This is a genomic window from Saccharothrix longispora, from assembly GCF_031455225.1.
Classification (GTDB): Bacteria; Actinomycetota; Actinomycetes; order Mycobacteriales; family Pseudonocardiaceae; genus Actinosynnema; species Actinosynnema longispora.
In genome coordinates this window covers 5,683,308-5,707,775 of the sequence record NZ_JAVDSG010000001.1, presented here as the reverse complement: position 1 = coordinate 5,707,775, position 24,468 = coordinate 5,683,308, and the positions used below count along the sequence as shown (strand labels likewise).

Genomic DNA, 24,468 nt, shown 5'->3' with positions numbered 1-24,468 from the left:
TGATGTTCGCAGGGCGGAAAGCCACCGTCGCCGCCGGAAAGAGGAACGATGATCCGTACGACCTTGCACGACGGGTGGCGTGTGAGCGCGGTGGGCGGGCCGGTGCCGGCGGACGTCGCGGGTCGCGAGGTCCCGGCCGCCGTCCCCGGCAGCACGCACCTCGACCTGCTCGCGGCGGGCCTCATCCCCGAGCCCTACCTCGACACGAACGAGTCCGAGCTGGTGTGGATGCACCGCGCGGACTGGCGCTACACCACCACGTTCGAGGCCGACGGGCCGCGCGACGGCGAGGAGGTCGAGCTGGCCTTCGACGGCCTGGACACCGTGGCCACCGTCGAGCTGAACGGCCACGTCCTCGGCCGCACCGCCAACATGCACCGGTCGTACCGCTTCGACGTGCGCGACGCCCTGCGCGACGGCGCCAACGAGCTGGTCGTCACGTTCCGCTCCGCCCTCGCCCACGCCGAGGAGCAGGAGGAGGCCCTGGGCCGGCGTGATCGCGCCTACGGCCACCCGTTCAACGCGGTGCGCAAGATGGCCTGCTCGTTCGGCTGGGACTGGGGCCCCGACCTCCAGACCGCGGGCATCTGGAAGCCGGTGCGGCTGGAGCGCTGGTCCGCCGCGCGCTTCCGCGAGGTGCGCCCGCTGGTCACGGTGGACGCCGACGGCACCGGTCGGGTCGAGGTGCACGTCGCCGTCGACCGCGCCGGAGCCGACCGGGCAGCCGGAACCGGTGGCGCGGTCGGTGCGGACCTCGCCGTCGTCGTCTCGGTCGGCGGCGTGGAGCGGCGGGTCGCGGTGGGCGGCGACACCGCCGCGGTGGCCGTCGAGGTGCCGGACGTCGACCTGTGGTGGCCCGTGGGCTACGGCGACCACCCCCTCCACGACCTGCGCGTCACCCTCGAAGCGGACGGCGTCGAGGTCGACGCGCGGGACCGGCGCGTCGGCTTCCGCACGGTCACCGTGGACACCGAACCCGACGAGGTCGGTTCACCGTTCACCTTCGTCGTGAACGGCGTGCGCGTGTTCGCCAAGGGCGCCAACTGGATTCCCGACGACCACTTCCTCACCCGCGTCACCCGCGACCGCCTGGTCCGCCGCGTCGAGCAGGCCGTGGACGCCAACATGAACATGCTCCGCATCTGGGGCGGCGGCATCTACGAGACCGAGGACTTCTACGACGTCTGCGACGAGCGCGGCGTGCTGGTCTGGCAGGACTTCCCGTTCGCCTGCGCCGCCTACGCCGAGGAGTCCCCGATGTGGGAGGAGGTCGAGGCCGAGGCCCGCGAGAACGTCGCCCGGCTCACCTCGCACGCCTCCCTGGCGCTGTGGAACGGCAACAACGAGAACCTGTGGGGCTACCGGGACTGGGGCTGGCAGGAGCAGCTCCAGGGCCGCACCTGGGGCCTGCGGTTCTACGAGGAGCTGTTGCCCGCGATCGTCGCCGAGCTGGACCCGACCCGGCCGTACTCGCCGGGCAGCCCGTACAGCCCCGGCGACCTGCACCCCAACGAGGACACCCACGGCACCCGGCACGAGTGGGAGGTGTGGAACCGCCTCGACTACACCCGCTACCGCGACTTCACGCCCCGCTTCTGCTCCGAGTTCGGCTTCCAGGGCCCGCCCACCTGGGCGACGCTCACCAGGTGGGTGCACGACGAGCCGATGACGCCCACCTCGCCCGGGTTCCTGCTGCACCAGAAGGCCGAGGACGGCAACGGCAAGCTGGACCGGGGCCTCGCGCCGCACCTGCCGGCGCCCGGGTCGTTCGAGGACTGGCACTGGGCGACCCAGCTCAACCAGGCCCGCGCCGTCGCGTTCGGGATCGAGCACTTCCGCTCGCACTGGCCGCGCACGGCGGGCGCCGTCGTCTGGCAGCTCAACGACTGCTGGCCGGTCACGTCGTGGGCCGCCGTGGACGGCGACGAGCGCCCCAAGCCGCTCTACTACGCGCTGCGGCACGCCTTCGCGCCGCGCCTGCTCACCGTGCAGCCGCGCGACGGCCGGGACGCGCTGCTCGCCGTCAACGACACCGACGCGGCCTGGACGGGTGAGGTGGCGGTCACGCGGCAGACGTTCGCGGGGGAGGTCCTGGCGGCGGCTACGATTCCGCTCGACGTGCCGGCGCGGTCGGTGGCGACGCTGGATCTGGCGGAGGACCTCGTGACGCCCACCGACCCGAAGGGAGAGGTGCTGGTCGTGAGCACGGCCGACGCGCGCGCCGCGCACGTGTTCCTGGAGGACCTGGAGCTGGCCTACCACCCCGCCCCGCTGTCCGCCGAGGTCGCCCGGGTCGACGGCGGCTATCGGGTGGACGTCGTCGCCTCCTCGTTCGCCCGCGACGTCGCCCTGCTGCCGGACCGGGTCGCCGAGGACGCCGTCGTGGACGACGCCCTGGTCACGCTGGTCGCCGGTGAGTCGCACTCGTTCCTGGTGCGCACCGCCGCGGAGCTGGCCGACCCGAGCGCGCTCACCGGCCCGCTGGTGCTGCGCTCCGCCAACGCCCTGAGCGCGGTGCGGACGTGACCACCGGCTCCGCCTCCACCCGTTCGGTCGGCCTCGTCCTGGCCCGTCCCGCGCGGCTGCTGGGCGCGGAGCCGTTCTTCATGGAGTTCATCGCGGGCATCGAGGAACGGCTGGCGGAGGACGACCGCTCCGTCCTGCTGCACGTCGTGGGCACCGAGGACGCCGAGATCGCCGCCTACCGCCGGTGGGCGGCGGGCGGCGTGGTCGACGCGGTGGTGGTCGTGAACCGCACCGTCGACGACCACCGCCCGGCCGTCCTGCGGGAGATGGGCCTGCCGGCGCTGTTCGTCGGCGAACCGGACGAGCTCGCCGTGCCCGCCGTCCGCTCGGACGACGCCGGGCCGGTCCGCGAGGCCCTCGCGTACCTGCTGGAGCTGGGGCACCGGCGGATCGCCCGGGTCACCGGCCCGGAGACCCTGCTGCACACCAGGGCGCGCACCGCCGCGCTGCTGGAGGGGTGCGCGCGGGCGGGCGTCGAGCCCGTCGTGCTGGAGGGCGACTACTCCGAGGAGTCCGGGGCGAAGCTCACCGCGACCCTGCTCGACGCCGCCGAGCCGCCCACCGCGATCCTCTACGACAACGACGTGATGGCCGTGGCCGGCCTGGGCGTCGCCAAGGAACTGGGTTTCGCCGTGCCCGAGCGGCTCAGCCTCGTCGCCTGGGACGACTCGTCGCTGTGCCGGCTGGCGTCGCCCGCGCTCACCACCATGAGCGTGGACGTGCACCAGTTCGGCGTCACGGTCGCGGAATCGGTGCTGGAGCTGGTCGGCGGCGGCGACGTCGCCGAGCGCTGGTCGCCCACCGCGACGCTCGTCCCGCGCGCCAGCACGGCCGCACCGCACCAGGGGAGACCATGACCCACCAGCCCGCCGCCGACCGCTACGACTCCATGCCCTACCGCCGGTCCGGCCGCAGCGGGCTGAAGCTGCCCGCCGTGTCCCTGGGCCTGTGGCACAACTTCGGCCACGACAAGGCGCTGGACGGCCAGCGCGCGATCCTGCGCAGGGCGTTCGACCTGGGCGTGACGCACTTCGACCTGGCGAACAACTACGGCCCGCCGCCCGGCAGCGCGGAGGAGAACTTCGGCCGGCTGTTCGCCCTGGACCTCGCGGCGCACCGGGACGAAATCCTGGTCTCCACCAAGGCCGGGTACGACATGTGGGAGGGCCCGTACGGCGAGTGGGGCTCCCGCAAGCACCTGCTGTCCTCGCTGGACCGGTCGCTGCGGCGGCTCGGCCTCGACCACGTGGACGTCTTCTACCACCACCGGCCGGACCCGGACACGCCGATCGAGGAGACGATGGGCGCGCTCGACCACGCCGTCCGCTCCGGCAAGGCGCTCTACGCCGGCATCTCCAACTACTCGGCCGAGCAGACCCGCGAGGCCGCGGCGGTGCTGCGCGGACTGGGCACGCCGCTGCTGATCCACCAGCCGTCGTACTCGATGTTCAACCGGTGGGTCGAGGACGGCCTGCTGGACGTGCTGGCCGAGGTGGGCGCGGGCAGCATCGCGTTCTCGCCGCTGGCGCAGGGCGTGCTGACCGACCGCTACCTCCACGGCATCCCCGCCGACTCCCGCGCGGCCGGCTCGTCGCCGTTCCTCGGCGCCGACCGGCTCGACGAGGCGACGCTGGCGAAGGTGCGGGCCCTGAACGCCGTCGCCGAGGGGCGCGGTCAGACGCTGGCGCAGCTCGCCATCGCGTGGGTGCTGCGCAACGTCACCTCCGCGCTGGTGGGCGCGTCGAGCGTGCGGCAGCTGGAGGACAACGTGGCGGCGACCGCGCGGTTGGACTTCACGGACGACGAACTGGCCGAGATCGAGCGCCACCTGTGACGGCGGAGCGGTGATCAGGACCGTCCAGGTCGGACTGGGCGCGTGGGGCACCGACTGGGCCGTGCGCGTCCTGCCCGAGGCGCCGGAGCTGGCGGCGGTCGGCTTCGTGGACACCGACCCGTTGCGGCGCGCCGAGTTCACCGCGCTGACCGGCGCCCCGGCGTCGGCCGCCGTCGACTGGTCGGCCGACTTCGACGCGGTCCTGGTCACCACCTCCCTGGGCGCGCACGGCCCGCTGGCGCGGACCGCCCTGGAGGCGGGCAGGCACGTGCTGCTGGAGAAGCCGTTCACGCTGGACCTGGCCGAGGCGGTGGAGCTGGTCGAGCTGGCCGAGTCGCGCGGCCTGGTCCTGCTGGTGTCCCAGAACCACCGCTTCTTCCCGGCGGTCGCGGTCGCGGAGGAGGCGCTGGCGCACGTCGGGCGGGTCCGCAACGCCCGCGTGTCGTTCCGGCGCGACCACCGCTTCCAGGCGCTCGGGCCGTCACCGGACACCTCGGTCCTGCACCAGCTGGCCGCGCACCACTTCGACCTGGTCAGGCACCTGCTGGGTGAGGTCGTCGCGGTCACCGCCCACCGCTGGCGGCGCGGTCAGGACCCGGACGCGCTGCTGTCGTCGTTCTCCGCGACCCTGGAACTGGTCGGTGGCGCGCTGGTCGAGTACAGCGCTTCGACCAGCAGCCAGGTGACCACCACGCCGTGGTCCGGCGAGTGGGTGGTCGAGGGGGACGGCGGCGCGGTGGAGTGGTCGGGGGAGAGCCTGGTGAACCTGTCCCGCGTGACGGTGCACCGGGCCGGCCTGCCGCCGGAGACGGTGCCGGTGGAGGCCCCGCCGTCGAAGGCGGGCGTGGGCGACCGCGTGGCCGTGGTGCGGGACTTCGCGGACGCCGTCCACGAGGGCCGGGCGTCGTCCCTGTCCGGCCGGGCGAACCTGGGCACGGTGGCCGTGCTGCTGGCGGCCTGGGACAGCCTCGAACGGGGCGGCGCCCGCGTCGAGGTGCGCGCGCCGGGCATCGGGTGAGCCGGGCGGCCGGACGACGAGCGGCATCCCCTTGACGGAACTTTGCTTAACCACTTAACTAAGTTCCATGTGCCCTGCACCCGACCCCGTCGCGGTCGCCCTCGACATCGGCGGCACGAAGCTCGCGGCGGCCCTGGTCGGACCGGACGGCACCGTGCTCGCCCGCCGCACCGCGCCGACGCCCGCCGGTGACGCGGGGACCGTCTGGCGGGCGCTCGCGGGGGTCGTGACCGAGGTGGTCGACCACGCCGCCGCGACGGGGCGGGAACTCCTGGGCGTCGGCATCGCCTCGGCCGCGCCGATGGACCTGCGGACGGGCACCGTCAGCCCGGTCAACATCCCCGGCTGGCGCGACTTCCCCGTCACCGCGCACGTCGCCGGACTCCTCCCCGGCCTGCCGGTGCGGCTCGGCGGCGACGCGCTGTGCATGGCGCTCGCCGAGTACCACCACGGCACCGGGCGCGGCAGCGCGTGCCTGCTCGGCATGGTCGTCTCCACCGGCGTCGGCGGCGGGTTCGTGTTCGACGGCCGACCCCACTTCGGCACCACGGGCAACGCCGGGCACGTCGGCCACTTCGTGGTCGACCCCGCCGGGCCGCTGTGCGGGTGCGGCGCGCAGGGCTGCTCGGAGGCCGTCGCCAGCGGCCCGGCGATGGTGCGCTGGGCGCTGGAGCAGGGGTGGCGGCCGCTCGGCGGTGCGGCCGACGGCGTCGCGCTCGCGGCGTCGGCGCGGGCGGGCGACCCCGCCGCGCGGGCGGCGTTCCGGCGGTCCGGCGAGGCGGTCGCCCGCGTCGTCACGGTGGCCTCGGCGCTGTGCGAGATCGACCGGGTGGTGATCGGCGGCGGCGTGGCGCAGGCGTGGGACCTGCTCGAACCCGCCGTGGTCGAACCGCTGGCCGCCTACTCGGGACTGGACTTCATGCGCCGGGTCGAGGTCCGACCGGCGACGCTGGGCGTGGACTCGGGGCTGATCGGCGCCGCCGCGCTGCTCGCGGGCCTACCGCACACCGGACCCGTCGTGCCGCGCGGCGGCGGGTCGGCGTTCCTGCCGCACGGCCCGGCGAACGCGGCGTCGGTGACCGGTGACGGCGAGGCGTTCCCGGCCACCGTCGGCGGGTGACCCCCGGCGTGCCGCACGGGGTCGCGGTGGTCGAGGGCACCACCGCGACCCCGTGCGCGAGACCGTTCCGGGAGGCGGGTCGCCGCCTACTGGAACACGACGTCGCTGCAGAGGTAGTACGCCTGGTCCATGTGGCTGGCCTGCCAGATCGTGAACACCACGTGCCGGCCGGTGCGGCTGCCCGCGTTGACCTGGGCCTGGTACAGGCCCGTGGTGCCGTAGCGACCGGTGGAGGTCACGAGCTCCAGGTCGCTCCAGCGCAGCGGCTGGGTGGCCGTGTTGACGCCCTGGCGGGTGATGTAGATGCGGAGGTAGTCCGCGCCGTGCTTCGCCTGGTCCGTGATGGTGAGCGTGAACTGGCGCGGCTTCGTGGTGGTGTTCCACGCGCCCACCGTGTCGAGCGCCCGGTACCGGCCGCTCTCGGCGAGACCGCCGCTGCACAGCTGGCCGTTCGGCAGGGCGCCCTGGTGGTTGCCCCCGACACCGTTGCGGTACAGGCCGTTCCAGTTCCACATCGCGTTGGGGTCGGCCTTCCACGCCTGGGCGCACATGGGGTCCGTCTGGCCCATGTTCGGGTTCAGGTGGTCGCTGCCCCAGCGCTGCCAACAACCGTAGTTGCGCGACGGCGGGTCGGTGACCGACCCGTGCGCGCTGGCGACGCCGGTGGTGCCGATGAGGGCCACGACGGTGGCGGCGAGGACCGCCAGCACCGAGGTGAAGACGCCGAGCACCGTGCGGAGACCGCGTCTGAAGGTCATGAGTCCTCCACGTTGAGGATGTGCCGACTAGCGGACTGGGAGCGCTCCCAGTTCCCCAAGGTAGCGAACCGACCACCTTCTGTGAACCCCGGACGCGGACGAAGCAGTTGCGCGGACGGCTGCCCCGGGCGGCCCACCCGCACGGCGTCGGACCGGCCGCCGGACCGTCCCCCCGACCTACCGGTAGTAGCCCTCGACGGCGGCACGCGCCTCGGCGAGCACGTCCGCCCCGCCGTGCCCGTCCGGCCCCTCGGTCGGCACGGCGGGGAAGCCGCCACCGGGCTTGAGCGCGCCCAGCTGCGCGCCGGACAGCGCGAACACCACGCGGCCCAGCCCGGAGCGCTCGATCGCGCCCGCGCACATCCCGCACGGTTGGCAGCTGGTGAACATCGTCGTGCCCGCCGCGACCTCCGGCGACAGCTCCCGGGCCGCCCACCGGGCCAGCTTCAGCTCCGGGTGCGCGGTGATGTCGTCGTCCACCACGCTGGTGTTGCGCTCCTCGGCCAGCACCCGGCCGTCCGGGCCGACCAGCAGCGACCCGAACGGCGGGTTGCCCGACTCCCGGGCCTCCCGCGCCAGCTCGACCGCACGTCGCAGGCTCATCCGAACTCCTTCCGCACGGTCGCGAGCGCCTGCCACGCGACCTCCGGGTGCCGGGTCTCGTCGGGGTCGCCGACGAACGGGTCCAGCACCACCTCCTCCACCCCGGCGGCCAGCAGCGCCGCCAGGTCGTCCACCACCTGCCCGGTCGAACCCTCGCCGAGCAGCCGCCGCTCCCCGTCGACCGCGGACCCCAACCGCAGCAGGACGCGCGGGGCGAGCGCGGGCACGGGTCGCTCCTCGCGGTCGGCGATCGCCCGCAGCCGCGCCAGCGCGTCCCGGAAGGCGGCGGGCGTCAGCCGCAGCCCGTGCCACGCGTCGCCGAACCGCACGGCCCGCCGCAGCGCCGCGTCGGAGTGCCCGCCCACCCACACGGGCACGTCCGGCGCGTGCTCCCGCACCACCGCCAGCCCTTCGTCGGTGAGCCGGCCGCGCGCCTCGAACGGCACCCCCAGCGCCGCGTACTCCTGCCGCGCCCAGCCGACGCCGACGCCCAGCGCGAACCGCCCGCCGGACAGGTCGGCGAGGTTGGCCGCCATCCGGGCCACCAGCAGGGGGTGGCGGTAGGGCAGCACCACCACGCTCGTGCCGAGCCGCAGCCGCGAGGTGACCCCGGCGAGCCACGCCAGCGCGGTGAACGGTTCGTAGAACGGCGCCGGGTACTGCTCGGCCACGTCGGGGGTGATCACCACGTGGTCGGACAGGAACAGGGAGTCGAAGCCCAGCCCCTCCACGGTCAGGGCCCAGCTCCGCAGCACCTCCGGTGAGGTGCCGGGGCCGAAGTTCGGGACGTTCACACCGAGTCGCACCCGGCCAAGGCTAGGCGCGAGGGCTCCACCGGTGAAGGGACCGTCCACGGTCTGCGGGGCCGGAAGCCGTGGAATCCACGGTATGTTGGCCGGATGGCCGTGAACCTCGACGCCACCGACTGGGCGATCCTGGCCGAGCTGCAACGGGACGGTCGCCTCGCGCTCACCGAACTGGGCCGCCGGGTCAACCTCGGCGCGTCCGCGACCACCGAACGCCTGCGCCGCCTGGAGTCCACCGGCGTGGTCACCGGCTACCACGCCGAGGTGGACCTGGCGAAGGTCGGCTACGCCGTGCTGGCCGTCGTGCGGCTGAAGTACCCCGGCAACCGGCACGAGCCGCTGCACGCGCTGCTCGCCGAGCGCGGCGAGGTGCTGGAGTGCCTGCGCACCACGGGGGACGACTGCTACACCCTCAAGGTCGCCGCGACCTCCATGGCGCACCTGGAACGGGTGGTGGACGAGCTGATGGCGTTCGGCAGCACCACCACGAACGTCGTCTACAGCCGGACCCTGCCCTACCGGGGCGTGTCGTCGCCCGACGAGCCCCGGCAGGCCGGGGTCACCGCAGGCGCGTGACGGCTCCGCGGTCAGCCGGCGGAGCCGTCGCCGGCGCGAGGGTCGCCACGAGGAGACCCGCGGGCGTCGCGTGAGCGCTCACGCGGTGCCCGGCCACGCCGGCGACGACCCTTCGACCCCGGCAACGCCCGCCGCCGGTGCGTCGCCGGGACGTCCTGGCACCTGCCGGACACAGGTTCTGGGAACGCTCCCACAATGGAAGGTAACGCATCGCTCTTCACCCTGGCAAGCGCTTTCCCGCATCCGGCCGGCGGTGCTGTTCACCCCTCTGGACAGGGCGGACGGCACCGCCGGCCGGCTCACCGGTCGAATGCGTCGAACGGCGGGAGGGACGGGTCAGGAATGCGGGCAGGTGTCGCGGTACTCGGAGATGGCCGTGCCGCGCGGCGCGGGGCAGAGGAACTGCTCGTAGCGGGTGTCATCGTCGATGAACCGCTTGAGCCACGCGATGCTGTACTTCGCGATCGTCGTGTTGGGGGTGTTGGGTGCGAAGTGACTGGCGCCGTTCAGCTCCAGGTACGCCTTGTCCAAGGTGGACGGCAGACCGGTGTAGAACCGCTCGGAGTGCGTGGTCACCGAGGCGACGGAGTCGTTCTCCGCGCCGATGACGAGCGTCGGCGTCTGCACGGTGGGCCAGCTCTTGGTGGTGTTCCAGGCGGTCAGCGGGATCGACGCCTGGAGCGTGGGGCGGTCCTTGGTGGCCTCCAGCGCGCCGCCGCCGCCCATCGAGTGGCCCATGACGCCCAGCCGGTCGGGGTCGATCCGGTTGCGCACGGAGCTGGACCTGGTCAGGTAGTCCAGGGCCGCGAGGAGTTGGTCGCCGCGCGAGGACGGCTGGTCGTAGCGGGAGTTGGTGTCGATGGTGAACACGACGAAGCCCTGCGACGCCAGGCGCGGGCCGAGCCAGGAGATGCTCGACTGCGCCGCGGTGTAGCCGGGCGAGACGGCGACCGCGCCGAAGGTGCCCTCAGCCGTGCTGGTGGGGTAGTGGATGGTGCCGCCGCCGAACCCGGACACCGCCAGGGACGACACGGTGGTCTGGGCGGTGGCGAACGGGCCGCGCGTGGCCTCGATGCTCGCGGTGGTCGGCGCCGGTCCGCGCTCGTGGGGGTTGTCGGCGGCCTGGGCGACCGCGGTGGGCGTGGTGAGGGCGACCGCCGTGGCCAGGATCAGGGCGCGGCGGGACAGGGGTGACCTCATGGTTGTGCTCTTCTCGTTCGGGAAGGACTGGTGGTGAGTCCTCTGTGGACGGGCTTCCCGGTGGCAGAGCGTGCCCGCGTACCTACTCGGAAGTCAAGTAAGGAATATCACTCAACCGCTAAAGTAGTGGTTCTCCGTCTCGACACGTCGAATATGAAAACAAATCACGAGTACCGGGACGACGATCATTTACCGGGACGACTAGCTGCACGGAAGCGCTCTCACCCCCTTGACCGGAACCGGTACCGGAACGAGGATCAGGCGCGACGAAGCCGTCGCCCCTGACGAACGGAACACTGATGTCCCGCAGATCACTGAGCGCCGCGCTGGCCGCGGTGCTCGCCGCCGGTCTCCTCAGCGGAGGCGTGGCGAGCGCCTCCCCGGACTCGAAGCCCCGCCAACCGGTCATCGGGGAGCCGCGCACCGAGCACGGCTGCGCCCGCATCGAGAAGACCCTGCCGACGCTCTCCGACTGGCCGAGGGTGGACAGCCGGGTCGAGTCCCGCCCCTCCGACGAGCGCCGGATCAAGAAGATCGTCGAGAGCATGACCCTGGCCGAGAAGGTCGGCCAGATGACCCAGCCGGAGATCGCCGCCATCACCCCGGACGAGGTCCGCGAGTACGGCATCGGATCGGTGCTCAACGGCGGCGGGTCGTGGCCGAACCGCGACAAGCACGCCCCGGTGGACGCGTGGCTGTCGCTGGCCGACGCCTACTGGGACGCGTCGAAGGCGAGCCGCACGAAGGTGCCCGTCATCTGGGGCATCGACGCCGTGCACGGCAACAACAACGTCTACGGCGCCACCGTCTTCCCGCACAACATCGGCCTGGGCGCCGCGCACGACCCGTGCCTGATCAGGGACGTGCACGAGGCGACCGCCGAGCAGATCCGCGCGACCGGCCAGGACTGGGCGTTCGCGCCGACGCTGGCCGTGCCGCTCGACGACCGCTGGGGCCGCACCTACGAGGGCTACTCGGAGGACCCGCGGATCACCCGCGCCTACGGCTACGAGGCCACCATCGGCCTCCAGGGCAGGAGCAGGCGCGACGTCGGCGTGCTCGCCACCGCCAAGCACTTCATCGGCGACGGCGGCACGATCGGCGGCAAGGACCAGGGCGTCAACCCGGCCACCGTCGCCGAGATGATCAACGTCCACGGCCAGGGCTACTACGGCGCGCTCGCCGCCGGCGCCCAGACCGTGATGGTCTCGTTCAACTCGTGGGACAACGGGGAAGCCGGGATCGCCGAGGGCAAGCTGCACGGCAGCAAGCTCGCCGTGAACGACATCCTCAAGGGCAAGATGGGCTTCGACGGCCTCGTCGTCTCCGACTGGAACGGCATCGGCCAGGTCGCGGGCTGCACCAACGCCTCGTGCCCGCAGGCGGTCAACGCCGGCATCGACGTCGTCATGGTGCCCAACGACTGGAAGGCGTTCATCGCCAACACGATCGCCCAGGTCGAGGGCGGCCAGATCGCCATGTCGCGGATCGACGACGCGGTGACCCGCATCCTGCGCGTCAAGCTGCGCTCGGGCGTGCTGGACGGCGAGAAGCCGTCGGAGCGCCGCCACGCCGGTGACGCCGACGCCCTGGAGGCGCGCAAGCTCGCCCGCGAGGCGGTCCGCAAGTCGCAGGTGCTGCTGAAGAACAACAACCGCACGCTGCCGCTGGACAGGCGGTCGAAGGTGCTGGTCGTCGGCAAGTCGGCCGACTCGATGCAGAACCAGACCGGCGGCTGGACGCTGACCTGGCAGGGCACCGGCAACACCAACGCCGACTTCCCGAACGGCCAGACCGTCCTCGGCGGGCTCAAGGAGGCCCTCGGCGAGGCGAACGTGGTGTTCAGCGAGACCGGTGACGTCGACCCGGCCGGGTTCGACGCCGTCGTCGCGGTGATCGGTGAGACCCCGTACGCGGAGGGCGTCGGCGACATCGGCAAGCGCACGCTGGAGGCCGCCAAGCTGTACCCGAACGACCTGGCCGTGCTGGACAAGGTCAGCGGCAAGGGCACGCCCGTCGTCACGGTCTACGTGTCGGGCCGCCCGCTGTACGTGAACAAGGAGCTGAACCGCTCGGACGCGTTCGTGGCGGCGTGGCTGCCCGGCACCGAGGGCGGCGGCGTGGTCGACCTGCTGGTGCGGGGCCGCCACACCTACCCGGGCTACACCGGCACGCTGTCCTACTCGTGGCCGAAGGCGGCGTGCCAGACGCCGCTGAACCCGGGCGTCGAGGGCTACGACCCGCTGTTCAAGCCCGGCTACGGCCTCAGGACCTGGTCGTTCCGGAACATCGGCCGGCTCGACGAGACCTCGCCCGAGTTCGGCTGCTCGGGCGGCGGTGGCGGCGGGGTCGCGACCGAGGACCTGGAGCTGTTCAACCGGGTCGACGTGGCGCCCTACAAGAGCTTCATCGGCTCCCCGGACAACTGGAGCGGCACGGAGCTGGGCCCGGACGGGGAGGCCGCGCACACCAACATCACCGTGGTGCCGGCGGACGTGAACGTGCAGGGCGACGGCCTGAGGACGACCTGGACCGGCACGGGCGCGGGCCAGTTCTACCTCCAGGACCCGGCGGGCGGCAGCGACCTGCGCGGGTACGTCAACGCCCGGGCGGCGCTGGTGTTCGACGTGGTGGTGCACCAGGCGCCCGCGGCGCGGACGGTGGTCAGCACGCACTGCACCTACCCGTGCTTCGCCGAGGTCAACGCCACGAACGTGTTCACCGGGCTGCCGGCGGGCGTGAAGTCCACGGTCAAGATCCCGGTCGCCTGCTTCGAGCAGGGCGGGCTCGACCTGGAGAACGTCAACACGCCGTTCCTGGTCTACACGGAGGGCGCGTTCCAGGCGTCGTTCGCGAACGTGCGGTGGGTGCCCGAGGCGGCCACCGACCCGGACGCGAAGACGTGCGCCGAGCTGACCGGCTGACCCCGGCCCGACCGGCCCGACCGGCCCGACCGGCCTGATCGGACGGAGGGGGCGGACCCGCACGGGCCCGCCCCCTCCACCATCCCGCGTGTCGTACGCCCAGGCCCCGCGTGTCGTACGTTCGCGCCCGGCGTGTCGTACGTTCGCGCCCCGCGCGTCACGCGCCCAGGGCGCGCGTCCAGTCGACGACCTCGCGGTGGTAGTCCGGGGCGTTCGGCGCGTAGTTGATCGAGTGCCCGTACCCGTGCAGCACGAACGCGCGCAGCCGGGCCGAGGCCGGGAAGAACGGCGCCTTCGACGCCGCCAGCGCCGCGCCGGCGGGCGCGCACAGCGTGCCCGCCGTCGACTGGGACGTGCCGGCCACGGACACCGGCACCCTGACCTCCTCGCACGCCACGGCGGCGCCCGCGGGCGCGGGCACGAGGCAGAGCCCGGCGGTGAGCAGCACGGCGGCCATCGACCGGGAACGGGACCAACGCACGACTGAACGACCTCCATCGGAGGGTTCGGGAACTAGCGGGGGACCGCCGTCATCAGCAGGCCGCTGGGGTAGGCGGCGGAGGTGAACCTCGTCCGGACGGGCCTGCCGGGCACCGGCGCCAGGCGCCAGCGGGCGAGCACGGTGGCGAGGGTGATCACGACCTCGGTGCGGGCGAAGGCGTTGCCGAGGCACTGGCGCGCGCCGGCGCCGAAGGGGATGAACCCGCCGCGCGGCACGGCCACGGCCGCCGCGCCCAGCTCGGTGGAGAACAGCGCCTCGCCGACGACGGCGGCGGCCATCACCCCGGCGTGGCGCTCCAGGCGCTCGCGGTGGAACGCGGGCTGCACGAGGCGCCGCTGCCGCAGGTGGAACGGGCCGTTCGACAGCAGCAGCCCGTTGCCCAGGTACGGCTGGAACGTGTCGAACACCGCGCCTTTCCGGAAACGGGCGCCGTCGGTGACGAGCACCTGGTGCGCGAGCCGAGGGCTCGTCACGAAATAGGTGCGCACCGTTCCGAGATCCTCTCGCACCACTTCGCCGTGATCGCGCAGTGATGAGGTGAACGCGTGCCGCTTGCGCGGCATCTCCAGGCTGTGCCCGAGCAGCGGCAGTCGACCGGGCGCCACCGGGACGGCCATCGTCGCTCCTGTTCTCACCGAAAGGGCGGACCACCATAAGACCCGTTCGGTGGACGTTGACAGCGCCCGTTCGGGTGGGTCAGTGTCGCTCCGCCGGTCGAGCGCACTGCTGCGGTCGGCCGTTCGTCCCCTGAGCCTCGGAAAAGGGGCGTGACCGGGAAGAGGTGTGGACAATGGAGCAAGGCGAATGGATTCCAGCCGGTGTGGACATTTCCGTGCCGAGCATGGCGCGCACCTACGACTACATGCTGGGGGCGGGCACAACTTCGCGGTGGACCGCGCGGTCGGCGAGCGGATCGAGGAGGCCACGCCTGGCCTGCGCACCGCGGCCCGCGTCAACCGGGCGTTCCTGGGGCGCGTGGTGCGGTTCATGCTGGAGCGCGGCGTGCGGCAGTTCCTCGACATCGCGTCGGGCATCCCGACCGTCGGCAACGTCCACGAGGTTGCCCGGGCGTGGGTGCCCGAGGCCCGCGTCGTGCACGTCGACCGCGACCCCGTGGCCGTCGCGCACAGCGAGTTGATGCTGGTCGGGAACGACCTGGCGGGTGTCGTGCGGGCCGACACGCGCGACCCGGACGCCGTCCTGGGCGACCCCGAGGTGCGCCGGTTGCTGGACCTCGACCAGCCGGTCGGGCTGCTCATGCTGCACTGGGTGCCGGACGAGGACGACCCGGTCGGGCTCGTCGGCCGCTACCGGGACGCGCCGGCGCCGGGCGGCTTCCTCGCGCTGACCCACGTGACCGGGGACCACCAGGGCGACGACCTCGCCGCGGCGACCGACGTGATCAAGCGGAGCAAGGGCCCGGACCAGGTCACCCTGCGCCCGCGCCGCGCGGTGGCCGAATTGTTCACCGGTGTCGACCTGGTGGAACCGGGTTTGGTGGGGGGCGGCGAGTGGCGGCCCGGGGGACCCGCGGACATCGCGGAGGAACCCGGGATGAACATGCTCGTCTGCGCGGGGGTCGGTCGGAAACCATAAGGAACGCTCATAAGTGACCGTTAGTGGTCAAATAGCCGATAGTGTGATCTTTTTTCACGCTTATGGTCGAGCCCGGACCGACGGGGCGTGGGTAAACTGCCGCGAAATCATCACATCACAGCAGGGCAACGACAATGTCCCACCCCAATCGCGGACCACGGACCACCCCGCCGGAACGCAGCCGGGAACTGCTCGCCCGCACCTGGTCCTACCTGCTCAGCGGGGCGGCCGTCGTCCCGCTGTCGCGCGACGACCTCGACCGCGAGCTGGGCGAACGGCTCGACGAGCTGTGCGCGGCCCTGCACGCCGAGCCGTTCGCCGACCGGCCGATCGAGCGGATCGGCGAACGGCTGGTCTCGCTCGGGTACGTCGGCGAGGCCGGGCTGCGCGTCACCGCGGACGTGCTCGGCAAGGGCCTGCTCGCGCTGCCCGAGTTCCAGCCCGTCGAGGCGTACGCGCAGCGGGTCCTGCTCGGCGTCGGCGCGCTGTCGTGCGGCTTCCTCGCGGCGAACCGGCGCTCGGTGTTCGAGCAGCAGGAGTCCATGCAGCTGTCGATGCTCAAGGCCGTCCGCGACGCCCGCTGGAACCTGCGGGAGAGCGAGGCCCGGTTCGACGAGGTCGTCACGTCGTCGGCCAGTGGCGTCCTCGTCGCCGACCTCGACGGCAGCCTGGTGCGGGTGAACGCGGCCATCGCCGAGATGCTCGGCCGGTCCACCGACGAGCTGGTGGGCAGCGACCTGCTGGACCTCGTGCACCCCGACTCGCGCAAGCACCTCGCCGAGGCGCTGCGCGGCCTCGCGGCGGGTGAGCGCGAGCGGGTCCGGCAGTCCCAGCGCCTGCTGCGCGAGAACGGCGACGTCGCCCGGATCTCGCTCACGGTCTCCCTGGTCCGCGGCGGCGTCGAGTCCGACCAGCCCGGCCACTTCGTCGCCGTCGTGGAGGACGGCACCGAGCTGATGCTGCTCCAGTCCGAACTGCGCCGGCAGGCCCTGCACGACGTGTCGACGGGCCTGCCGAACCGCCAGTTCTTCACCACCCACCTGGAGAGCGCGCTGCGCCGCGCCGACCCGGTCCGCGGCGTCACCCTCTTCCACCTCGACCTCGACGCGTTCGGCATGGTGTGCAACAGCCTGGGCCGCGCCACCGGCGAACGCCTCCTCGTGCACGTGGCGCAGCGGCTCACGTCCGTGCTGGCGCACGAGAAGGCCATGATCGCCCGCCTCGACGGCGACGAGTTCGCCGTCCTGGTGGAGAACACCGCCACCACGCCCGACGTCGGCACCACGGTCGCCGCGATCAACCGCGAGCTGTCCGAACCCGTCTACCTCGACGGCCACGGCCTGGCCGTCACGGTCAGCGTCGGCGTGGTCCGCCGCCCGCCGCCCGACTCGTCGCCGACCGAGGTGCTGCGGTCCGCGGAGCAGGCCCTGCGCCGCGCCAAGGCGGGCCGGCGCGGCCAGTGGGAGCTGTTCGACCCGGAGCAGGGCCTCGCCGACCGCGCGACCGACCTGCTGGCCGTGCGGATGCCCGGGGCCCTGGAGCAGGGTGAGCTGACCGCCCGCTACGCGCCCGTCGCGTCCTTCGCCGACGGCGCGACCACCGGCGTGTCCGCCCGCCTGCTCTGGGAGCGCCCCGACGGGGCGCCGGTCGACCACGACGCGTGCACGGGGCTGGCCGAGCGGACGGGTCTCGTGCTGGGGCTGGGCGAGTGGCACCTGGCGACGGCGTGCGGCCAGGCCGCGTGGTGGCGGCAGTCGGGCTTCACCGGCACCCTGCACGTCGGCATGACGCGGCACCAGTGGTGCGACGGCGACCTCGTCCGCCGGGTCCGGCGGGCGCTCGGCGACACGGGCCTGCCCGCCGACCGGCTGGTCGTCGGGATGCCGGTCGGCGTGCTCGCCGAGCCCGACGCCGTGGACGGCCTGACCGTGCTCGCCGAACTGGGCGTGGGCACGTCGCTCGACGACTTCGGTCTCGGCCCGGACGACCTGGCCGCGGTGGCCGACCTGCCCGTCCGCCTGGTCCGGGTGAGCCGCCGGCTGGTGGCGCGGCAGCTCGCGGGCGACGCGGACCACCTGGCCGGGTTGGTGCCGCTGGTGCGCGCGGCGGGCGCCGAGGTGCTCGTGGACGGCCTGACCACGCCGGATCAGGCCGCGTGGTGGCACCGGGCGGGCGCGGTCGGCGGCAGCGGTCCGCTGCACGGCGAGGCGCTGGAGCCGCAGGTCGTGGCCGCCCGCTTCGGCCCGCGGACCGGCTGAGCCGGGCATCGCGCGACACCGGGTCTTCACAGGGCGTTTCCGTACCGTTACAGTTCTGGGAGCGCTCCCAGTCGATTCCCGTCAGCGTGGACCAGCGGATCGGCCGACGTCCCGTGACGGGTCGACGTGGTCCCGCCCGCGAAGGAAGTGGTGCGGATGGTCGAGTTCTCGTCCCGTCTGGACGCGCGTGCGGATGCCCTGCGGGCGTTGAGCGTTCCCCTGCTCAGGGGATCGCTGGGCGTGGTGTTCGTGTGGTTCGGGGCCCTCAAGGTGGCCGGTGCGACACCGGTGGCGGACCTGGTGGCCCGGATCGTCCCGTGGCTCGACCCGGGCGCGTTCGTGTTCGCGCTCGGCGTGCTGGAGGTGGTGCTGGGGGTCGCCCTCGTGGTGGGCAGGCGGTTGCGCTGGGTGGCGCTGCTCGTCGTGCTGCACCTGGCGGGGACGTTCCTGGTGCTGGTCGTGCAGCCGGCCGCCGCGTTCCGCGCGGGCAACCCGCTGCTGCTCACCATGACCGGCGAGTTCGTCGTGAAGAACCTGGTCCTGATCACCGCGGCCCTGGTGGTCATGTCGGCCGACGCCCCCGCCCGGCGGCGGGTGACGCGGGTCGGACAGCGGTGATCGCCCGGTGCCGCGGGGCCCCGACCGGCCCCGCGGCACCTCACGACCGGCGTGCCAGGTGCGCGGCCACGCCGTCCAGGAAGATGTTGAGGGCGAAGCCGAAGTCCGCGTCCACCTCGTCCCGGTACAGGTCGTCGACGTCGAACACCCCCGAGTCCACGACACGGCCCAGCGCGGGCAGCCGCCGGGGGTCCACGACGGTCCGCAGCACCCGCGCGTACTGCCGGCTGAACGCCTCCGGCTTGTCCTGGTAGTGCCGGGTCATCTCCGTGCCGAGCCGCAGCGTGCCGTGCACGAAGGTGAGCAGCCCCATCACGACGCCGACCTTCTCGTCCTCGGCCAGGGTGGTCCCGGACAGCGCCCCGAGCGCGCTGTCGAACCACGCGAGGTTGTGCGGCCCGGCGGGCGGCCCGGTCAGCGGTATCCGGGCGAACCACGGGTGCCGCCGGAACGCGGCCACCACGGCGTGCGTCCACGTGGTCAGCCCGGCCCGCCAGTCGCCGCCGGGCAGCTCGGGCGGGAGTTCCAGCGCGGCGTCCGCCATCAGCGCCAGCAGCTCGTCCTTGCTGTTCACGTGCCGGTAGAGCGCCATCGTCGACTTGCCGAGCTGCTGCGCGACGCGGGCCATCGAGACGGCGGCGAGCCCCTCGGCATCGGCCACCTCGATCGCGGCGCGGGTGATGTCGAAGACCGTGAGGGACGGTTTGCGGCCCCGTTTCGGCGTCGAGCGCAGCCCCCAGAGCAGTGCGATCTCGTCCGGCAGGCCGTGCTCGTCGGTCATCCTCGCCCTCTCGTCGCGCCGGGTGCAGTCTAGGCTTCCGCGATTAACTGCGTATGAGCTACGCTAATCTGCGTATCCCATACGCATAAGGGGGCGGCGATGATCGTCGACGTACGGGGCCTGCGCAAGGCGTACGGCTCAACGGTGGTGCTGGACGGGGTGGACCTGGAGGTCGCCGAGGGGTCGGTCTTCGCGCTGCTGGGCGCCAACGGCGCCGGCAAGACCACCGCCATCCGCATCCTGTCCACGCTCACCAGGCCGGACGCGGGCGAACTGCGGGTGGCCGGCCACGACGTGGTGCGCGACCCGGCGGCGGTGCGCGCGGCGATCGCCGTGACCGGCCAGTACGCGGCCGTCGACGCCGAGCAGACCGGCCGCGAGAACCTCGTGGTGATCGGGCGGCTGATGGGCCTCGGGCGAGCGGGAGCCCGGACCCGCGCGGCCGAACTGCTGGAGCGGTTCGACCTCGTCGACGCCGCCGACCGCCGCGTCAAGACCTACTCCGGCGGCATGCGGCGTCGCCTCGACCTGGCCATGAGCCTCGTCGCCGCGCCGCGCGTGATCTTCCTGGACGAACCGACCACCGGCCTCGACCCGGCCAGTCGCACGACCGTGTGGGACGCCGTCCGCGACCTGGTGCGCACCGGCACCACGATCTTCCTCACCACCCAGTACCTGGAGGAGGCCGACCGCCTCGCCGACCGGATCATGGTGCTGGACAAGGGGAAGGTCGCGGCCGAGGGCACCGCGGACGACCTCAAGTCGCGGGTCGGCGGCGACCGGCTGGACCTCCGCTTCGCCTCGCGGTCCGACCTGGCCGCGGCCCACGCCGTGCTGGGCGGCTTCCACCCGGCCGACCTCGTGCTCAGCCTGCCCTCCGACGGCACCGCGGCACACCTGCACGCCGTGCTGGACGACCTGCGCGCCGCCGGCGTGACGCCCGACCGGGTCTCCTCGCACCGCCCCACCCTCGACGACGTCTTCCTCGCCCTGACCACGCGCCAAGGAGTGCCCGCATGAGCCACGCCGTCGCCGACTCGATGACCATGATCGGCCGCAGCATCAGGTTGAGCAGGCGCAACACCGACACGCTCGTGATGTCCGTGGTCCTGCCGCTGATGATGATGGCCCTGTTCGTGTACGTGTTCGGCGGCGCCATCGCCACCGGCACGGCGTACGTGAACTACGTGGTGCCCGGCATCGTCCTGCTGTGCGCCGGCTACGGCGCCGCGGCGACCGCGATGTCCGTGGCCGACGACATGACCTCCGGCATGGTCGACCGCCTGCGCTCCATGCCGATCCGCCCGTTCGTCGTGCTGACCGGCCACGTGGCGGCGAGCGCGACCCGCAACGCCCTCTCCACCGCGATCGTCGTGGCCGCCGCCGTGGCGATGGGCTTCCGCCCCGACGGCACGGTGCCGGAGTGGCTGGCCGCCGCGGGCCTGCTCCTGCTCTACGTCCTGGCCCTCTCGTGGCTGGCCGCCGGCCTGGGCGCCGTGGCCCGCTCCGTGGAGTCGGCCAGTGCCCTGAGCTTCTTCATGCTGTTCCTGCCGTACCTGAGCAGCGCCTTCGTGCCGACCCACACCATGCCCGCCGCCCTGGGGGCGATCAGCGAGCACCAGCCGATCACCCCGATCATCGAAACCGTGCGCGGGCTGCTCACCGGCACCCCGATCGGCGACAACGGGGCCTTGGCCGTCGCCTGGTCGGTCGGCCTGCTGGTCGCCTCGTTCCTCCTGGCCACCGCCCTCTACCGCCGTCGCGTGCGGGACTGACGCCAGTGGTCGCGCCGGGCGCGGGTGGTGCCCGGCGGCGGCCGTCGGACGAGGAGGTCGCGGCCGGGCCGCGTCAGCGGTTGGACGAGGGGAACCGGCCACCGCTGCTGCCGAGCGCGACGAGGTCCGTGTACTGCTCCTGCCACGACCGCTCGGTGGCCAGCAGGTCGGCGAGCTTCTGCACCCACTCGGCGTCGAGCGGCGGCGTCCCCCCGGCGGCCAGGTGCCGCCCGGTCTCCTGGCGTGCGCTGAGCCACTCGGTCAGGGTGGGGCCGAGGGCGGGACCGCCGGATTCATCCGTCATCCGGAAACCGTACTGCGTCGAACCGGTCCGGCACGCGTCGACTGCGGTACATTCAGCCCAGTCGGGATACCAGGCGCAGGCACCCAGCCGTCGCGGTTCCCCGACCCAGTCCGGCCCAGGAGTTCTCCGGCCGGGGACGGGAGCACCGGCTTGCTGCCGGATCACCAGCTCGCCCCACCACTTCCCCCGATCTCGACCTTCGGAACCCGCGGACGCGCAGAACGGGGACAGGCATGACGATCACCGGACGTCCGATGCGAGCGGGCGGCACCAACGTCGGCTTCGCGGAAGCACGTGCCGCCACCGACGTGGCCGAGGCCGCCCAGCAGTTCCAGGCGGCCCGCACGGTGGCGGACCACTCGCTGGACGTGAGCGACTGCCGTGAGCTGCTGTCCATGCTGGGCCTGTCGGCCCGCAGCGCGGACACGCCCACGCCCGCCCGCCAGGAGCGACCCGTGAACCGCACGCACCGCGATGCGCAGGGCGCATACCGGCCGACCGAAGGAGCACGTCGATGACCCAGGGAACCGTCAAGTGGTTCAACGGCACCAAGGGCTTCGGCTTCATCACCCCCTCGGGCGGCGGAGCGGACCTCTTCCTGCACAAGTCGGAGATCCGGGACTACGACTTCCACGGCGTCCCGGACAACCAGCCGGTGGAGTTCGAGATCGGTCAGGGCCCCAAGGGCCCGCAGGCGCTCGCCGTCCGGGTTCTCTGACGCGGAGCCGACAGGGGCGGACACGGTTCCCGTGTCCGCCCCTCGCCTTGTCCGGCCGCTCGACGCCGCGCACCGGCCGGACGGTCACGCCCGCGCGGGCTCCACGTGCACGCGGAGCGCGTGGTGCAGGTCGTACCGGGCCGACGGGCCGACCAGCAACGCCCGGCCGAGGAGTTCCTCCACCCGCGCGAGGCGCTTGCGCAGGCCGTGCGCGGAGATCCCCAGTTCGGCGGCGGCGGCGGTCGTCCCCAGGTCGTGCCGGAACCAGGTCCGCACGGTGGTCAGCAGCGTCCGCCGGGTGGCGTCCGGCAACGGGGACAACAGGGTCTCCGCCCAACGCCGGACCTCCGGGCGGTCGAACAGCTCGTCCACCCCGATCGCCCCGGCCGCCGCGCCGGGGTGCGGCCGCTCGTCGATCAGCTGCAACGCCAGGTGGAGCTCGGCCTGGACCGCGAACCGGGTGAGGTCGCGGTCCAGTTCGGCGCCGACGCGGTGCAGGCGCGAGGACAGCGTGTTGCGGTGGATCTTCAACTGCGACGCCGCCCGCGCGCCGAACTCCAGCCACGACAGCAGCGTCGCCAGCAGCTCGAAGGCGTCCGGGTCCCGGGGGCGGGCGGGCCGGTACGCCAGCAGCGGCGCGAGCGTGCTCGCGGCCCAGGCGCGCCCGGCGTGGCCCAGCAGTTCGCCCAGCTCGCCGCGGGGCGAGAACCGGGCGTACCGCTCGGACCGGTGGCGGGCCACCGACAGCGCGTGGAACGCCTGCTTGTACCCGATCGGGATGTCCCGCAGCGCCACCGGCAACCCGATGCCCATCCGGGTTCCGGGCACCGCCTCGACCAGTTCCCGGATCAGGCGGGTCGCCGGCGCCGGGTGCCGTCCGTCCCCACCGGCCGGGGCAATCACGATGACGTGCCCGCTGTAGACCGGGCACGGCACCACCCAGGCGGCCTCGCCGAACACCTCCCGGCAGCGCGGGGAGAGCCGGGCGCGGGAGTCCGGGGCGTTCTCGATGACGTGGACCCTCGCCAGGTCGGGCAGTTCCGGGCGGAGGACCGCCGCGGTCCGCCGGGCGCCGGACACGTCCCCGACCATGAGCAGGTGCAGCACCGCTTCGCGCACCGTCGCGTCGGCGGCGTCGAGGTGCCCGGCGCGCACCCGGGCGACGTCCTCGGCGAGTTCCCCGCCGACCAGGTGGAGGAGTCGCCCGGTGTCCGACGGGACCGCGACCGCCTGCCCCTCGCCCGGTCCCGCGAGCACGACCTCCCCGGTGAACCGGCGGGCGAGCAGCTCCAGCACGCGCCGCACGCCGTCCGGGCCCGTCGCCTCCTGGCACAACAGCCGCAGGTGGTCGTCTTCGTCGTGGCGGCTCGTGTTCGTCCGCGTGGGCCGGCTCGGCACTCCGGGCAGCTCCCTGTACGTAGCCCTGCCCGCCCTGGCGGGGCACGGACGCGCCGACGCAGCGGGGGGTGACCGAATGCCCGGCGCGCTGTGCAGACCGACACTGGGGCGGCTCGTCCCGGAAGTCTAGCGTTCCCGATGACCGTGACCGACCCGCGAAGGTCGGCTCGGGTGCCCGGCGGCGGGCCGCCGGAGGGGGTGCCGGAGGGGGCCGCTCCCGCTGCGGGGCACGGAGCGAGGCGCCCCGGGCACCGGTGGGGAGTGCCCGGGGCGCCTCACGTCCGCGTCGCGGCGTCACCCCCGCCCGCCGGTCGGTCACCTCGCCTGGGCGAGCCGGACGGCGTCGGGACCGGCCGGGAACCGCAGCTGCCCGGTCGTGTCGTGCGCGGCCCGCCACACCGCCTCGGCGACGTCGCTCTCGCGCGTGAAGACGTCCTGGGTCATGAAGGCCTCCACGGCCTTCCGGGCCCACGGCGCGTAGGGCTCCGGGACCAGGTCCCCCGGTGAGGCGCCGTCCGCGGCCCTGGCCCCGAAGTTCGTCGTCAGGCAGGCGCCCGGCTGGACCGTCGCCGCCCGCACGCCGAAGGGCGCGAGTTCGAGCGCGAGGGACGCGGTGAACCCCTCGACGGCCATCTTGCTCGCCTTGTAGACGGCGGTGAGCGGCATGTGGCCCAGGACCACGCTGGACGTCACGTTCACCACCGCGCCGGAGCCGCGCTCGCGGAACGCGGGCAGCACCGCCCCGGTCATCGCCATCACGCCGAACGTGTTGGTCTCGAACACCTCCCGCACGTGGGCCGCGGAGGTCCCCTCGAACACCCCCATCGACGGGATGCCCGCGTTGTTGACCAGCACGTCGATCGGCCCCGCCGCCTCGACCGCGGCGGCGATGCTCCCGGGGTCGGTCACGTCGAGCGCGACGACGCGGAGCCGGTCGGACGCGGGGAGGACGTCGGGACGCGGGGTGCGCATCGTGGCGATGACGTTCCACCCCCGGGCGTGGAAGTGGAGGGCGGTTTCCCGGCCGTACCCGGAGGAGGTGCCGGTGATGAGGACCGTGTTCACGGTGTGCTCCTTGCGATGTCGTGGGGACCGCGCTCGCACCTGCACCTTCCTGTCCAGGAGGAGAAGCGGTGATCCCAGTCAATCGCTC

Annotated in this window: 23 protein-coding genes and 1 pseudogene; 14 read left to right on the top strand and 10 right to left on the bottom strand. The window is 73.3% G+C overall.

From position 1 onward, the window contains the following. Positions 1–48 precede the first annotated feature (48 nt). The 5 genes from J2S66_RS23840 to J2S66_RS23820 all read left to right on the top strand — a co-directional run bounded on the left by J2S66_RS23840 (position 49) and on the right by J2S66_RS23820 (position 6,498). Positions 49–2,526, top strand: coding sequence for a glycoside hydrolase family 2 protein (locus tag J2S66_RS23840; protein ID WP_310309487.1), 2,478 nt, complete (start codon positions 49–51; stop codon positions 2,524–2,526). Continuing rightward, entirely contained in the window at positions 2,523–3,383 is an 861-nt protein-coding gene (locus J2S66_RS23835; protein ID WP_310309485.1) for a LacI family DNA-binding transcriptional regulator, read from the top strand. The genes J2S66_RS23840 and J2S66_RS23835 overlap by 4 nt, the downstream gene beginning before the upstream one ends. After that, positions 3,380–4,360, top strand: coding sequence for an L-glyceraldehyde 3-phosphate reductase (gene mgrA, locus J2S66_RS23830; RefSeq protein WP_310309484.1), 981 nt, complete (start codon positions 3,380–3,382; stop codon positions 4,358–4,360). Before J2S66_RS23835 ends, mgrA begins: the two co-directional genes overlap by 4 nt. Positions 4,361–4,370: 10 nt before the next feature. Next, positions 4,371–5,378 (top strand): Gfo/Idh/MocA family protein, encoded by a 1,008-nt coding sequence (locus J2S66_RS23825; protein WP_310309483.1) that lies wholly within the window; start codon positions 4,371–4,373, stop codon positions 5,376–5,378. 67 nt (positions 5,379–5,445) lie between these two features. Beyond that, entirely contained in the window at positions 5,446–6,498 is a 1,053-nt protein-coding gene (locus J2S66_RS23820; RefSeq protein WP_310309482.1) for an ROK family protein, read from the top strand. 86 nt (positions 6,499–6,584) lie between these two features. On the opposite strand, the gene J2S66_RS23815 is transcribed toward J2S66_RS23820, so the two are convergent. The 3 genes from J2S66_RS23815 to J2S66_RS23805 form a co-directional block, all read right to left on the bottom strand. Beyond that, entirely contained in the window at positions 6,585–7,256 is a 672-nt protein-coding gene (locus J2S66_RS23815) for a lytic polysaccharide monooxygenase auxiliary activity family 9 protein (protein ID WP_306748321.1), read from the bottom strand. Between the two features lie 177 nt (positions 7,257–7,433). After that, positions 7,434–7,859, bottom strand: coding sequence for a nucleoside deaminase (locus J2S66_RS23810; protein ID WP_310309481.1), 426 nt, complete (start codon positions 7,857–7,859; stop codon positions 7,434–7,436). Further along, on the bottom strand, positions 7,856–8,665 hold the full coding sequence (locus tag J2S66_RS23805; RefSeq protein WP_310309480.1) for an LLM class flavin-dependent oxidoreductase: 810 nt from the start codon (positions 8,663–8,665) through the stop codon (positions 7,856–7,858). The genes J2S66_RS23810 and J2S66_RS23805 overlap by 4 nt, the downstream gene beginning before the upstream one ends. A 93-nt stretch (positions 8,666–8,758) precedes the next feature. Here J2S66_RS23805 and J2S66_RS23800 point away from each other — a divergent pair, with 93 nt between their 5' ends. Further along, a complete protein-coding gene (locus tag J2S66_RS23800) occupies positions 8,759–9,241 on the top strand; it encodes an Lrp/AsnC family transcriptional regulator (RefSeq protein ID WP_310309479.1) in 483 nt (160 codons plus the stop codon). 336 nt (positions 9,242–9,577) lie between these two features. Here the strand turns inward: J2S66_RS23800 and bdeA are convergent. Next, a pseudogene (gene bdeA, locus J2S66_RS23795) lies at positions 9,578–10,465 on the bottom strand (bis(hydroxyethyl) terephthalate hydrolase); the annotation flags it as partial. Positions 10,466–10,740: 275 nt separating this feature from the next. On the opposite strand from bdeA, the gene J2S66_RS23790 reads away from it, so the two are divergent. Then, on the top strand, positions 10,741–13,365 hold the full coding sequence (locus J2S66_RS23790; protein ID WP_310309476.1) for a glycoside hydrolase family 3 protein: 2,625 nt from the start codon (positions 10,741–10,743) through the stop codon (positions 13,363–13,365). A gap of 157 nt (positions 13,366–13,522) precedes the next feature. Here the strand turns inward: J2S66_RS23790 and J2S66_RS23785 are convergent, their stop codons facing one another. Together J2S66_RS23785 and J2S66_RS23780 are read right to left on the bottom strand one after the other, a co-directional pair. Further along, positions 13,523–13,846, bottom strand: coding sequence for a hypothetical protein (locus J2S66_RS23785; protein WP_310309475.1), 324 nt, complete (start codon positions 13,844–13,846; stop codon positions 13,523–13,525). Between the two features lie 32 nt (positions 13,847–13,878). Then, positions 13,879–14,484: a cytochrome P450 gene (locus J2S66_RS23780; protein ID WP_310309474.1), complete on the bottom strand. Its 606-nt coding sequence runs from the start codon at positions 14,482–14,484 to the stop codon at positions 13,879–13,881. Between the two features lie 271 nt (positions 14,485–14,755). Here J2S66_RS23780 and J2S66_RS23775 point away from each other — a divergent pair, with 271 nt between their 5' ends. The 3 genes from J2S66_RS23775 to J2S66_RS23765 all read left to right on the top strand — a co-directional run bounded on the left by J2S66_RS23775 (position 14,756) and on the right by J2S66_RS23765 (position 18,339). Continuing rightward, a complete protein-coding gene (locus J2S66_RS23775) occupies positions 14,756–15,463 on the top strand; it encodes an SAM-dependent methyltransferase (protein ID WP_310309472.1) in 708 nt (235 codons plus the stop codon). Positions 15,464–15,597: 134 nt separating this feature from the next. Then, on the top strand, positions 15,598–17,721 hold the full coding sequence (locus tag J2S66_RS23770) for a putative bifunctional diguanylate cyclase/phosphodiesterase (RefSeq protein ID WP_310309471.1): 2,124 nt from the start codon (positions 15,598–15,600) through the stop codon (positions 17,719–17,721). 156 nt (positions 17,722–17,877) lie between these two features. Then, positions 17,878–18,339 carry a DoxX family membrane protein gene (locus tag J2S66_RS23765; RefSeq protein WP_310309470.1) on the top strand — a complete coding sequence of 154 codons (462 nt, stop codon included), beginning with the start codon at positions 17,878–17,880 and terminating at the stop codon, positions 18,337–18,339. A 40-nt stretch (positions 18,340–18,379) separates the two neighbouring features. On the opposite strand, the gene J2S66_RS23760 is transcribed toward J2S66_RS23765, so the two are convergent. Next, the gene (locus tag J2S66_RS23760; protein ID WP_310309468.1) at positions 18,380–19,120 is read right to left on the bottom strand and encodes a TetR/AcrR family transcriptional regulator; all 741 of its coding nucleotides are present in this window, start codon (positions 19,118–19,120) and stop codon (positions 18,380–18,382) included. Positions 19,121–19,219: 99 nt separating this feature from the next. Here J2S66_RS23760 and J2S66_RS23755 point away from each other — a divergent pair, with 99 nt between their 5' ends. After that, positions 19,220–20,140 (top strand): ATP-binding cassette domain-containing protein, encoded by a 921-nt coding sequence (locus tag J2S66_RS23755; RefSeq protein ID WP_310309467.1) that lies wholly within the window; start codon positions 19,220–19,222, stop codon positions 20,138–20,140. After that, positions 20,137–20,895, top strand: a complete 759-nt coding sequence (locus tag J2S66_RS23750) for an ABC transporter permease (protein ID WP_310309466.1) — start codon at positions 20,137–20,139, stop codon at positions 20,893–20,895. Before J2S66_RS23755 ends, J2S66_RS23750 begins: the two co-directional genes overlap by 4 nt. 73 nt (positions 20,896–20,968) lie before the next feature. Here J2S66_RS23750 and J2S66_RS23745 read toward each other — a convergent pair whose 3' ends face one another. Then, positions 20,969–21,199 (bottom strand): hypothetical protein, encoded by a 231-nt coding sequence (locus tag J2S66_RS23745; RefSeq protein ID WP_310309464.1) that lies wholly within the window; start codon positions 21,197–21,199, stop codon positions 20,969–20,971. A gap of 233 nt (positions 21,200–21,432) precedes the next feature. Between J2S66_RS23745 and J2S66_RS23740 the strand changes: the two genes are divergently transcribed. Together J2S66_RS23740 and J2S66_RS23735 are read left to right on the top strand one after the other, a co-directional pair. Then, entirely contained in the window at positions 21,433–21,717 is a 285-nt protein-coding gene (locus J2S66_RS23740; RefSeq protein WP_310309463.1) for a hypothetical protein, read from the top strand. Beyond that, positions 21,714–21,917, top strand: coding sequence for a cold-shock protein (locus tag J2S66_RS23735; RefSeq protein ID WP_310309462.1), 204 nt, complete (start codon positions 21,714–21,716; stop codon positions 21,915–21,917). Before J2S66_RS23740 ends, J2S66_RS23735 begins: the two co-directional genes overlap by 4 nt. A gap of 84 nt (positions 21,918–22,001) precedes the next feature. Here J2S66_RS23735 and J2S66_RS23730 read toward each other — a convergent pair whose 3' ends face one another. Together J2S66_RS23730 and J2S66_RS23725 are read right to left on the bottom strand one after the other, a co-directional pair. Next, the gene (locus J2S66_RS23730; RefSeq protein ID WP_310309461.1) at positions 22,002–23,315 is read right to left on the bottom strand and encodes a helix-turn-helix domain-containing protein; all 1,314 of its coding nucleotides are present in this window, start codon (positions 23,313–23,315) and stop codon (positions 22,002–22,004) included. A gap of 315 nt (positions 23,316–23,630) precedes the next feature. Next, on the bottom strand, positions 23,631–24,380 hold the full coding sequence (locus J2S66_RS23725; protein WP_310309459.1) for an SDR family oxidoreductase: 750 nt from the start codon (positions 24,378–24,380) through the stop codon (positions 23,631–23,633). Positions 24,381–24,468: the final 88 nt, after the last annotated feature.